The organism is Cellulomonas sp. WB94 (assembly GCF_003115775.1).
Lineage (GTDB): Bacteria > Actinomycetota > Actinomycetes > Actinomycetales > Cellulomonadaceae > Cellulomonas_A.
On record NZ_QEES01000002.1, the window covers coordinates 25,877 to 37,517 of the forward strand.

General features: G+C 72.1%; 13 protein-coding genes. All 13 read right to left on the reverse strand.

The window, feature by feature from the left end; genetic code table 11:
- Positions 1-47: 47 nt before the first annotated feature.
- Entirely contained in the window at positions 48-848 is an 801-nt protein-coding gene (locus tag DDP54_RS01220) for a ribonuclease HII (protein ID WP_109130220.1), read from the reverse strand.
- The gene (gene lepB / locus DDP54_RS01225; protein WP_242448151.1) at positions 845-1,594 is read right to left on the reverse strand and encodes a signal peptidase I; all 750 of its coding nucleotides are present in this window, start codon (positions 1,592-1,594) and stop codon (positions 845-847) included. Before lepB ends, DDP54_RS01220 begins: the two co-directional genes overlap by 4 nt.
- Before the next feature lie 159 nt (positions 1,595-1,753).
- Entirely contained in the window at positions 1,754-2,113 is a 360-nt protein-coding gene (gene rplS, locus DDP54_RS01230) for a 50S ribosomal protein L19 (protein WP_109130222.1), read from the reverse strand.
- 213 nt (positions 2,114-2,326) lie between these two features.
- Positions 2,327-3,109 (reverse strand): tRNA (guanosine(37)-N1)-methyltransferase TrmD, encoded by a 783-nt coding sequence (gene trmD / locus DDP54_RS01235; protein WP_109130223.1) that lies wholly within the window; start codon positions 3,107-3,109, stop codon positions 2,327-2,329.
- 1 nt (position 3,110) lies between these two features.
- The gene (gene rimM / locus DDP54_RS01240) at positions 3,111-3,668 is read right to left on the reverse strand and encodes a ribosome maturation factor RimM (protein ID WP_109130224.1); all 558 of its coding nucleotides are present in this window, start codon (positions 3,666-3,668) and stop codon (positions 3,111-3,113) included.
- Positions 3,669-3,833: 165 nt separating this feature from the next.
- Positions 3,834-4,073 (reverse strand): RNA-binding protein, encoded by a 240-nt coding sequence (locus tag DDP54_RS01245; protein ID WP_109130225.1) that lies wholly within the window; start codon positions 4,071-4,073, stop codon positions 3,834-3,836.
- On the reverse strand, positions 4,073-4,513 hold the full coding sequence (gene rpsP, locus DDP54_RS01250) for a 30S ribosomal protein S16 (RefSeq protein WP_109130226.1): 441 nt from the start codon (positions 4,511-4,513) through the stop codon (positions 4,073-4,075). Before rpsP ends, DDP54_RS01245 begins: the two co-directional genes overlap by 1 nt.
- Before the next feature lie 200 nt (positions 4,514-4,713).
- The gene (ffh, locus tag DDP54_RS01255) at positions 4,714-6,321 is read right to left on the reverse strand and encodes a signal recognition particle protein (protein ID WP_109130227.1); all 1,608 of its coding nucleotides are present in this window, start codon (positions 6,319-6,321) and stop codon (positions 4,714-4,716) included.
- A gap of 27 nt (positions 6,322-6,348) precedes the next feature.
- The gene (locus tag DDP54_RS01260) at positions 6,349-8,118 is read right to left on the reverse strand and encodes a [protein-PII] uridylyltransferase (RefSeq protein ID WP_109132243.1); all 1,770 of its coding nucleotides are present in this window, start codon (positions 8,116-8,118) and stop codon (positions 6,349-6,351) included.
- Between the two features lie 22 nt (positions 8,119-8,140).
- Entirely contained in the window at positions 8,141-8,482 is a 342-nt protein-coding gene (locus tag DDP54_RS01265) for a P-II family nitrogen regulator (RefSeq protein ID WP_109130228.1), read from the reverse strand.
- Positions 8,482-9,786, reverse strand: a complete 1,305-nt coding sequence (locus tag DDP54_RS01270) for an ammonium transporter (protein WP_109132244.1) — start codon at positions 9,784-9,786, stop codon at positions 8,482-8,484. Before DDP54_RS01270 ends, DDP54_RS01265 begins: the two co-directional genes overlap by 1 nt.
- Positions 9,787-9,971: 185 nt before the next feature.
- On the reverse strand, positions 9,972-11,210 hold the full coding sequence (gene ftsY, locus DDP54_RS01275; RefSeq protein ID WP_109130229.1) for a signal recognition particle-docking protein FtsY: 1,239 nt from the start codon (positions 11,208-11,210) through the stop codon (positions 9,972-9,974).
- A gap of 80 nt (positions 11,211-11,290) precedes the next feature.
- Positions 11,291-11,629: a hypothetical protein gene (locus DDP54_RS01280; protein WP_109130230.1), complete on the reverse strand. Its 339-nt coding sequence runs from the start codon at positions 11,627-11,629 to the stop codon at positions 11,291-11,293.
- Positions 11,630-11,641: the final 12 nt, after the last annotated feature.

The following is an 11,641-nucleotide window of genomic DNA, read 5'->3' on the forward strand; positions in this document are numbered from 1 at the left end:
CGCGGGCACCCACCGCCCGGTGCGGCGCGAGGTTCACCCGGCCGCGTCTACTCGTCGACCGGGAGGTTCCAGCTGCACCGGTGCAGCGGGCTGGGTCCGTGGGCACGCAGCGCCGCGATGTGGTCGGGCGACCCGTACCCCTTGTTGGCGTCCCAGGCGTAGACCGGGAAGTCCGCTGCCAGTCGTTCCATGAGCGCGTCACGCTCGCACTTCGCCAGCACGCTCGCGGCTGCGACCGACGCGCAGGTCAGGTCGGCCTTGACGAGCATGCGGACCCGACGGACGTCCGTGCCCGGGCCGGCCAGGTCGAGAGGGGGATCGAGCTCCCCGCCGGGTCCGACGTCGTCGAAGAGCGCACCCTGCGCGGGCCGAGTGAGCCAGTCGTGCGACCCGTCGAGCAGCACCGTGTCGACCGGTCCGACGGCGAGCGCGACGGCGTCCAGCGCGCGGTTCCCCGCGAGCCGCAGGGCCCCGATGATCCCGACCGCGTCGATCTCCGCGGCACTGGCATGGCCGACGGCACGTGCCAGCCCCCACCGGCCGAGCGCCGGCAGCAGCGCCGTCCGAGCGACGGGGGTCAGCAGCTTGGAGTCCATCACGCCGACGGGACACGCCCGGGTCCGCGCGTCGACCACCACGACGCCCACGCTGACCGGACCGGCGAGCGACCCTCGCCCGACCTCGTCCATGCCCGCCACCAGGAGCGCGCCGTCGCGCAGCAGGGCCCGCTCGTGGCGCAGGTGCGGCGCGCGGCGCGACGAGGCGGACGACGGAACCACGCCGCGGCGCGCCGACAGCGGCGCCGCGGTCTGCCCCGGCGTCGGCGACAGGAGGCCGCGAGCGGTCATGACGGGTCCGGGACCGCCGCGAACGTGTTCGACGGGTTCGTCAGCGCACCGAGCCGGTCGAAAGGCCAGACCGTCACGAACGCGACGCCGACGACGTTGCCCATCGGGACGAACGGGCCGCCCGGCTTGCCCATGTTCCAGCGGGAGTCCGCCGAGTGCTGGCGGTTGTCCCCCATCACCCACAGCTCGCCGGCGGGAACCGTCACGTCGAACGGGATCTCGCTCGGGATGGCTCCGGGCGCCAGGTACGGCTCGTCGAGGGCGACGCCGTTGACGGTGACGGGCGCACCCGCACCCGTCGACGCCACATGGTCGCCCGCAAGCCCGATGACCCGCTTGATGAGGTGCTCCCCGGCGTCCTGCGGCAGCAGCCCCACGAACGTGAGGGCATCGCCCACTGCGGCCTGCAGCGGGCTCTCCTGCGGCTTCGTGACATCGGTCAGCCAGCCGCCCGGGTCCTTGAACACGACGATGTCACCGCGGTGCACGTCGAACGGTCCCGGTGTCAGCTTGCTGACCAGGACGCGGTCGCCCTCGATCAGCGTGTCGTGCATCGACGGGCTCGGGATGAAGAAGGCCTGCACGAGGAAGGTCTTGACCAGCAACGACAGGACGAGGGCGCTCACCACGATGATCGCCGACTCGCGCAACCAGGCCACGCCCACGCTGCGTCCGGCCCGCCGGCGCTGCGCCCTCGGCGTCTCGAGCTCGACGTCGTCGCGCTCGGGCGCGTTCTGGTCTGTCACGCGCACACTCTCCCATGCCCAGATGATGAACGACTGCCCGACCGCGCGCCGCCCCGCTGCGCTGACCCGGCACGTCGAGGGTGCGCCGCACGACGACGAGCGGCCACCGGAACTCCGGTGACCGCTCGTCGGGACGTGCTGCGATACGTCGAGCCGACCTTACTTGGCCGGGACGGCGTCCCGCTTCTCCTTGATCTTGGCCTTCTTGCCGCGCAGGGCGCGCAGGTAGTACAGCTTCGCGCGGCGCACGTCACCGCGCGTCACGACCTCGATCGACTCGAGGCTCGGGGAGTGCACCGGGAACGTGCGCTCGACACCGACGCCGAAGCTGACCTTGCGGACCGTGAAGGTCTCGCCGATCCCGCCGCCGCGGCGCGAGATGACGACGCCCTGGAACACCTGGATCCGTGCGCGGGTGCCTTCGACGACCTTGACGTTCACCTTGAGGGTGTCGCCGGGACGGAAGGGCGGGATGTCGGTTCGCAGCGATGCGGCATCGACCTGGTCGAGGGTATGCATGGAGGTTCGCTTTCTCGCACTGCCACAGGTCAGACACGTCGTCGAGGGCGCTCCGCTGGGCGGAGGTCCCGAGGGCTCATGGTCCGGTGCGTCCGGGGCCACGCACGAGGCGGGTCCTGGAGTGGTCGTGGTCGTCTCCCCTGTGGCAGAGACGCGACCGGCGCGCACCAACGAGCCAGTCTGCCACACCGGACGACCGGCGACGAATGCCGCTCAGGTCCCCCGGAGCGAGAGCTCGCCGTCCAGCACCGTCCAGCCGTGCTCGGCGAGGACCTCGAGGTCGCGCGCGTCGAGGTCGGCGACGTCGAGGGCTGCGACGAGGTCGGACCGAAGGCTCGCGGTCCGTGCGAGCGCCTCGTCGCGCCGCCACCGGGCGATCCGACCGTGGTGGCCGGAGAGCAGCACCTCGGGGACCTCGAGATCGGCCCACACGGGAGGTTTGGTGTAGACGGGGTACTCGAGCAGCCCGGCCGCGCCGTGCGACTCCTCCACGAGCGACTCGGGGTTCCCGACGAACCCCGGCAGAAGCCGGACGACGGCCTCGACGAGCACGAGCGCCGCGACCTCGCCGCCGTTCAGCACGTAGTCGCCGATCGAGTACTCGGTGACCGTGACGTCGGGACGCGTCGCGTAGTGGGCCGCGACGCGCGCGTCGATGCCCTCGTACCGCCCGCACGCGATCACGAGGTGCGGCTCGTGCGCGAGAGCCTCGGCCGTGCGCTGGGTGAGCGGGGTGCCGGACGGCGTCGGCACGAGCAGGTGACCCCCGTCGGCGAGCACGTCGTCGAGGGCGGTCCCCCACACGTCCGGCCGCATCACCATGCCGGCGCCACCGCCGAACGGTGTGTCGTCGACCGTGCGGTGGCGATCGGTCGCCCAGTCCCGCAGGTCATGGACGCGCACGTCGACCAGGCCGGAGGTCCTCGCCTTGCCGACGAGCGACAGCTCGAGGGGCGACAGGTAGTCCGGGAAGATCGAGACGACGTCGATGCGCACGTCAGTCCTCGTCGGCGGGCTCGCCGCGGGTCTCGTCGCTCACGACGAGGTTCGCGGCGTCGGACGCGAGCAGGCCGCCCGGGGGGTCGATCACGACGCGTCCGCCCGGGACGTCGACGACGGGCACGATCGCACGGACGAACGGCACGAGCGTGCGCGCCCCGGACGGCTCGCGCAGCACCAGGGAGTCGTGCGCCGGCAGGTGCTCCAGGCCGATGATCTCCCCGAGGATCGTGCCGTCCACGTGCTCGGCCCGCAGGCCGGCGAGCTCATGGGGGTACCACGCGTCGTCCTCGTCGGTCTCGTCCTGCTCGGCGACGATCTCGACCCCGCGCAGCGCCTCGGCAGCCGAGCGGTCGGCTGCCTGCTCGAAGGTGACGAACCAGCGCCCGTGCTGCTCTCGTGTTGCGGCGACGGTCAGCGGGCCGGCTGTCGCGGGGACCGTCGTGAGGACAGCGCCGACGGCGAACCGGTCAGCCGGGGAGTCGGTGCGAAGGTCGAGCGCGACCTCGCCGCGCAGGCCGTGCGCGCGTCCGATGCGTGCGACGGTCATCTGCATGGGGGTACCTCTCACTCGGGTCGTGCTCGGGGGTCACGCTCGTGGGTCACGCTCGTGGGTCACGCTCGTAGGTCAGGATGGCCGAGAGGCCCGGCCCCCGCACGGGGACCGGGCCTCTCGCTGTGCTCAACGTCTCTGCTGCACCTCTCGATGCCGCGGAGCTGGTCAGCGCCGGTCGACGTCCACGACGTCGATCCGGACCGGACCGTCCGTCGAGAGCGCGCCGACGACGGTCCGCAGCGCTCGCGCCGTGCGGCCGCCGCGACCAATGACACGCCCGAGGTCCTCGGGATGAACCCGGACCTCGAGCAGGTCGCCACGACGAAGAGTCTTGGCAGCGACCTGCACGTCGTCCGGGTGGTCGACGATGCCCCGCACCAGGTGCTCGAGCGCGTCGTCCAGCATCAGGCCTGCTCGGCCTCGGCCGGCGCGTCAGAGGCGGCGGGCGCCTCCTTGGCGGCAGCGGCCTTCTTCTCCGACGCCTTCGCCTTGACCTTCTCGGCGTCGGTGGCGGCAGCCTCGACGGCGGCCTGGACCTCGGTGGCGTCGATCTTCACCTTGGTGCGCAGGGTGCCTTCCTGGCCCGGAAGGTTCTTGAACTTCTGCCAGTCCCCCGTGATCTTGAGGAGCACGAGCACCTGCGGGGTCGGCTGTGCGCCGACGCCCAGCCAGTACTGCGCCCGCTCGGAGGCGATCTCGATGAACGAGGGCTCCTCGGTGGGGTGGTACTTGCCGATCTCCTCGATCACGCGGCCATCACGCTTGGTGCGTGAGTCCGCGACGACGACGCGGTAGTACGGCGCCCGGATCTTGCCCAGACGCTTCAGACGAATCTTGGTGGCCACAGGGTGGTCTCTCCTGGTTTCTGCTGTGGTGGTCTCGCGAGCCCTGCTCGTGGGGGAGTGGGCCGGCATGACCGGAAGGACGCGATGACAGTCGGATAGAGGGGCCGGCTGCACCGAGTACAGGCAGACATTCTGCCAGACCGCTGACACTCGCGGCACCACGGCCCCGCTCAGGACGCCCGGACCAGGCCGCGGAACGGTCAGCGACCGAACAGCTTGTCCAGGCCGGCAGGCAGCTGCAGGGTCGCCGGGTCGATCGCGTCGGGCGCCGCGGACTGCTGGCCGAGCCCGAACGCCGATCCCTTCGGGGCGCTCGGTGCGACACCCGCGGCGCGGTCGCCGGCCAGGCGTTCCTCCTCGGCGCGCTTGGCCGGGTTGCCCGACTTCCCCTTGACCTTGCGGGGCGGCGGAGCCACGCGACCGCGCGACTTCTTGCCGCCCATGCCCGGCAGGTTGCCCATGCCCGGCAGGCCCATGCCGCCGCCGCGGGCCATCTGCTTCATCATCTTCTGAGCACCGTCGAAGCGGTCGAGCAGCTGGTTGACGTCCGAGGCCTTGGTGCCCGAGCCGCTCGCGATCCGTGAGCGTCGGGAGCCGTTGATGATCTTCGGTGCGCGCCGCTCTGCGGGCGTCATCGACCGGATGATCGCCTCGATGCGGTCGACCTCGCGCTCGTCGAAGTTGTCGAGCGCCTCGCGCATCTGCCCCATGCCGGGCAGCATGCCGAGCATCTTCTTCATCGAGCCCATGTTCTTCATGGCCTGCATCTGCTGCAGGAAGTCCTCGAGCGTGAAGTCCTCGCCGGCCGCGAGCTTGCCGGCCATGGCCTCGGCCTGCTCGGCGTCGAACGACTTCTCGGCGTGCTCGATGAGCGTGAGGATGTCGCCCATGTCGAGGATGCGGGAGGCCATCCGGTCCGGGTGGAACACCTCGAAGTCGGTGAGCTTCTCGCCGGTCGAGGCGAACAGGATCGGGCGCCCGGTGACGCTCGCGACCGACAGCGCGGCGCCGCCGCGTGCGTCGCCGTCGAGCTTGGTCAGCACGACACCGGTGAAGCCGACGCCGTCCGCGAACGCCTGCGCGGTCGTGACCGCGTCCTGGCCGATCATCGCGTCGATGACGAACAGGATCTCGTCCGGGCTGATCGCGTCCCGGATGTCCGACGCCTGGGTCATGAGGTCGGCGTCGACGCCGAGCCGGCCGGCCGTGTCGACGATGAGCACGTCGTGCTGACGCGCCCGTGCCGTGGCCAGGCCCTCGCGGGCCACCGCGACGGGGTCGGCGCCCGCGACGAGGGCGTCGTCGGAGCCCTGGTTGCCGGGGTGCGGCGCGAACACCGGGACCCCCGCCCGCTCCCCGACGATCTGGAGCTGGGTGACGGCGTTCGGCCGCTGCAGGTCGGCCGCGACGAGGAGCGGTGTGTGCCCCTGCTCGCGCAGGTGCAGCGCGAGCTTGCCCGCGAGCGTCGTCTTGCCCGCGCCCTGGAGGCCCGCGAGCATGATCACGCTCGGCGGGGTCTTCGCGAGGTGCAGGGGGCGATTCGCTCCGCCCAGGATCGCGACGAGCTCCTCGTTGACGATCTTGACGACCTGCTGGGCCGGGTTGAGCGCACCCGAGACCTCGGCCGAGAGCGACCGTTCCCGGACCGCCCCGGTGAACGCGCGCACGACGGGCACGGCGACGTCGGCGTCGAGCAGCGCTCGGCGGATCTCGCGCACGGTCGCATCGATGTCGGCCTCGGAGAGCCTGCCCTTGGTGCGCAGGTTCTTGAAGGTCGACGTCAGTCGGTCGGACAGGGTGGCGAACACCGATCGATCCTCACGCTCTCCTCGGGATCACGGACGACCTAGGGTACCTGCCACCCGGCGCCTCGCCCGTGCGGTCAGGTCGTCCACCAGCCGGGCACGCCACGAGCTCCACGCCGTCGGCCCCGCCGCTGTCGCATCGGACTCCGTGAGCACGCGCAGGACCTCGAGCAGGTCGCCGCGGTGGTCGACTGCCTCGAGCAGCGCGTCGACCGTGGCCGGGTCGTCCGGGTCCGCGGTCGTCGCCAGGTCGGCGAGCGTGAGGTGCTCGCGGACCAGTCGCGCGACGTCGGCGGCGTCCTGCGCGCTGAAGCCCATCCTCTCGACGATCGGGCCCGCGAGGCGGCCACCCTCGACCGAGTGGTCGCCCGCGCCGGCCCGCTTGCCGATGTCGTGCAGGAGCGCGGCGAGCAGCAGGAGGTCGCTGCGCTCGACGTCCCGCTTCGCGCGGCTGGCGATGGCCACGGTCTCGACGAGGTGCCGGTCGACCGTGTGCCGGTGGATCGGCGAGCGCTGCGGGCGGTTGCGCACCCCTGCCCACTCGGGGATCCAGGTCGTGACCACCCCCGCGAGGTCCAGCGCCTCCCACACAGGCACCTGGGCGTTCCCCGACGCGAGCAGCTGGAGCAACGACGTCCGCGCCGCCTTCGGCCACGGCGTGGGCAGCGGCGGCGTGCGGGTCAGGCTCGCGACCGTCACGGGCGACAGGGTGAGCCCGGTGCGGGCGGCGGTCGCCGCGGCCCGCAACGAGAGCAGCGGGTCGTCCGCGGGATGCGCGTCGACGGCGAGCACGATCTCCCCGTCATGCTCGACGAGACCCTCCCCGATGGGCCGCAGGCGGGGCGCGCCGCGTCGGCCACGGATCAGCACGGGCGGGCGCACGAGGGGTCGCTGGAGCGCCTGTCGCGCGTTGCGCACCGTCGTGTCGAGCGCGTAGGAGATGATCCGGCCGGCCTCGGCGAGGCTCGCGAGCAGGTCGTCGCGGTCGTCGAAGCCCGTCATCGCCGCGACCTCGTCCTGGTCGGCGAGGAGCAGGCGGTTCGTGTGCCGGCGCGTGACGACCTGGACGGCGTCGCGCACGTCGAGCAGGTGCTCGTAGGCCTTGTCGACGGCGCCGTGCGGACGGTCGGTGAGCCAGGTCGCGGCGAGAGCCGACAGGACGACGGCGTCGCGGATGCCGCCGCGCGCCTCCTTGAGGTCGGGCTCGATCAGGTACGCCAGCTCACCGTGCCGTTCCGCGCGCTGCTTCGTCGACGCGAGCAGCTCCGGCAACCGCCGACGCGCCGCCGATCGCCAGTCGGCGAGCAGAGCCGACTTGGCCCGGTGGATCACGACGGCGTCACCGGCGACCGGCTGGAGGTCGAGCAGCCCGACGGCCGCGGGCAGGTCCTTCGAGGCGACCTGGCGGCACTGGGCGAGCGAGCGCACCGAGTGGTCGAGGTCGAGGCCGGCATCCCAGATGGGGTACCAGAGCCGCTCGGCGAGCGCGCTGATCTCCTCGGCGGTCCTCCCCCGGCCCTCGTGCACCAGCAGCAGGTCGAGATCGCTGACGGGGCTCGCGTCGCCGCGACCCACGCTCCCGACCGCCCCCAGCGCGATGCCCGAGCCGTCGAGCCCCTCGGCGGCCTGCGCCCACAGCTCCCCGAGCCGCTCGTGGACGAGCTTCACGCCCGCGGCGCGGCGCGCGACCCCGTCGCTCCCGGGACCCATGAGTCCCGAGGCGAGCTCGAGCCGCTCGACCCTGAGGTCCCGCACCCCGATCACGGGGTGCGGGACCTCAGGGTGACGGTCGTCCGTCACGGCCGGTCGCGGAGCGTCGGCGTCAGAGCGCACCCGCGCCGTGCTCACCGGTGCGGACCCGGACGACGTCGTCGACCGGCTGGACCCAGACCTTGCCGTCACCGATCTTGCCGGTCTGGGCGGCCGTGACGATGACCTCCGTGACCGTCCCGGCGTCCTCGTCGTGCACGAGGACGTCGATGCGGACCTTCGGGACGAGGTCGACGGTGTACTCGGCACCGCGGTAGACCTCGGTGTGGCCGCGCTGGCGGCCGTAGCCGCTGACCTCGCTGACCGTCAGACCGTGGACACCGGCCGCCTCGAGCGCCGACTTCACGTCGTCCAGCCGGTGGGGCTGGATCACTGCTGTGACGAGCTTGGTCATCACTTCACCTCCGTCAGGATTCGGGCACCCAGGGACTCGTACGCCGTCTCGCCGTGGACCGCGAGGTCGACACCGCCGACCTCGGCCTCCTCCGAGACGCGCCAGCCCAGGGTGGCCTTGAGGATGAGACCGATGACGAGCGTCACCAGACCGGAGTACACCACCGCGACGAGCGCGATGATGATCTGCACGACGAGCTGCTTGATGCCGCCGCCGTAGAACAGGCCCGTGGTCGTCGAGAGGAACCCGATGAGCACCGTGCCCGTGAGGCCACCGACGAGGTGGACGCCGACGACGTCGAGCGAGTCGTCGTAGCCGAACTTGTACTTGAGGCCGACGGCCAGGGCGCACAGGACACCCGCGACGAGGCCCATGACGACCGACCCGACCGGGCTGAGCGCACCGGCCGCGGGGGTGATCGCGACCAGACCTGCGACGACACCCGAGGCGGCGCCGAGCGACGTGGCGTGCCCGTCGCGAATCTTCTCCGTGAGGAGCCAGGCCAGCATGGCGGCGCACGTGGCGACCGTCGTGTTCATCCAGGCGAGACCCGCCGTCGCGTTGGCGGCACCGGCCGAGCCGGCGTTGAAGCCGAACCAGCCGAACCACAGGAGCGCGGCGCCGAGCATGACGAACGGGATGTTGTGCGGCCGCAGCGGCTCGGTGCCGAAGCCCTTGCGCTTGCCGAGGAGCACGGCGAGCACGAACGCCGCGATGCCGGCGTTGATGTGGACGACGGTGCCACCGGCGAAGTCGATGGGGGCGACGGACGCGATGCCGTCGGTCGTCCCGAAGATCTTCGCGGAGAGCCCGTTGGCCGAGTTGCTCAGGAAGCCACCGCCCCAGACCATGTGGGCCAGCGGGAAGTACGAGACCGTCACCCAGATCCCGCTGAAGACGAGCCACGTGCCGAACTTCGTCCGGTCAGCGATCGAGCCCGAGATCAGGGCGACCGTGATGATCGCGAACGTCGCCTGGAAGGCGATCCACACGAGGATCGGCACACCGTTCGCGGCCAGCAGGTTGGACGCGTCGGTGTCGGTGACGTTGCCCAGGCCGAACGCCTCGAACGGGTTGCCGAACCACCCGAGGACGTCGGAACCGAACGACATCGAGTAGCCCCAGAAGATGTAGATGATGCCGACGACGCCCATGGCACCGAAGCTCATCATCATCATGTTGAGGACGGACTTGCCGCGCACCATGCCGCCGTAGAAGAACGCCAGACCCGGCGTCATCAACAGCACCAGAGCCGCGGATGTCAACATCCACGCCGTGTTACCGGTGTCCAGCACGAAATCCATGTGGATCGCCTCTCCCTCGCACACCGGTCGGGCGACCGGTCGGACTCCAGAGTCGAGGGGGGCCGTTTCGCGGACTCGCGGCGGACGTTACGGCCACGTGACAGGCGCCGCGCGCAGGTAAACGTTGCGTTTCGTCCTGGCCGAACGTCCAGCTTCGGGGGGTCTGCGGCGACAGGGTCGCTCGCCTACGCCTGGAGGAGGCCGTCCACGAACGCCTCCGGGTCGAACGGTGCGAGGTCGTCCGGGCCCTCGCCCAGTCCGATGAGCTTGACCGGCACACCCAGCTCGCGCTGGACGGCGATGACGATCCCACCCTTGGCCGTGCCGTCGAGCTTCGTCAGCACGATGCCGGTCACCCCTGCCACCTCGGCGAACACCCGGGCCTGGTTGAGGCCGTTCTGCCCGGTGGTGGCGTCCAGGACGAGGAGCACCTCCGCCAGCGGGGCCTCGCGTGTGATGACGCGCGTGATCTTGCCGAGCTCGTCCATCAGCCCGGCCTTGTTCTGGAGCCGCCCGGCGGTGTCGACGAGCACGACGTCGGCGCCGGTCCGCTTGCCGGTGCGCACGGCGTCGAACGCGACGGCTGCCGGGTCCGCGCCGTCGCGGTCCGAACGCACCGTCGGGACGCCGACGCGCGCACCCCAGGTCTCGAGCTGGTCGGCGGCAGCGGCACGGAACGTGTCGGCCGCGCCGAGGACGACGGTGCGGCCCTCGGCGACGAGCACTCGCGCCAGCTTGCCGACGGTCGTGGTCTTGCCCGTGCCGTTCACACCGACCACGAGCACGACCGCGGGCACGTGCGCTGTCGGGACGCCGGGCTCGGGCCCCTCGGCATCGGGCGCAGGCACCTGCGCGACGGGACCTGTGGCGAGCGACCTGTCGAGGTTCGGGTCGACGAGCGCGATGAGCTGCTCGCGCAGCAGCGCCCGGACCTCGCCGGCATCCCGCAGGCCATGGACGCGCACCTGCGTGCGCAGCGCGGCGATGAGCTCGGCGGACGGACCTGCGCCGACGTCGGCGAGCAGCAGGGTCTCCTCGAGCTCGTCCCAGTCGTCCTCGGTGAGGTGATCGCGGGACAGCACCGCCAGCAGCCGCGTGCCGAGCGGCGACCCGGACCGCGCCAGCCGGTCCCGGAGCCGCGCCAGCCGTCCGGCGACGGGTGCCGGGACCTCGAGCGGCGGCGCCTCCTCGAGGCCGGGGAGCTCCTCGAGGAGGTCCTGGTCGGGAGCGGGGGCGGTCGGTGCCTCCACGACGGACGCGTCGGCCACCGCTGTCGTCGCGTGCTCGTCGACGACGGTCGTCCCGACTGTCGGGGCGTCCGGCGGGGTCGCGCCGCGGCGACGCACGAGCACGAGGGTTGCCCCGGCGGCTGCCGCGAGAGCAGGCACACCGACGACGAGCGCGGTCAGGAGGTCGTTGTCCACGGCGACAGTCTCTCAGGCCGGTGCGCGCCGCGGCGCGCTCGGGAGGCGACGCCGGAGAGTCCGGGGCGCGCCGACGTGCGTCAGGCGGACCGGCCACCCAGGTGCTGCACGCTGTGGACGGCCCGGTCGCGCGCCTTCGTCAGCACGTCGCGCACCTCGTCGACCTGCAGGTAGCCGTCGTCGTCGACGGCCGTGGCCCGCAGGAACTCGTCGAGACGCACGTCCACGGGCTCGATCTCGGCGGCGCGCGCCGCGGCGGCGTCCTCGGCATCGGGGTGGCGTCGGGCGGACACGCCGGCACGCAGGTCCGCGAGGAACCCCGCTCCGCGAAGACCCCCGCCGCTCGCGGCGCTCGCGACCAGCACCACCGCGGCAGCGGCGACGAGGGCGACGAGGGTCCACACGAGCACAGTGAGCATGACTCCAGTATG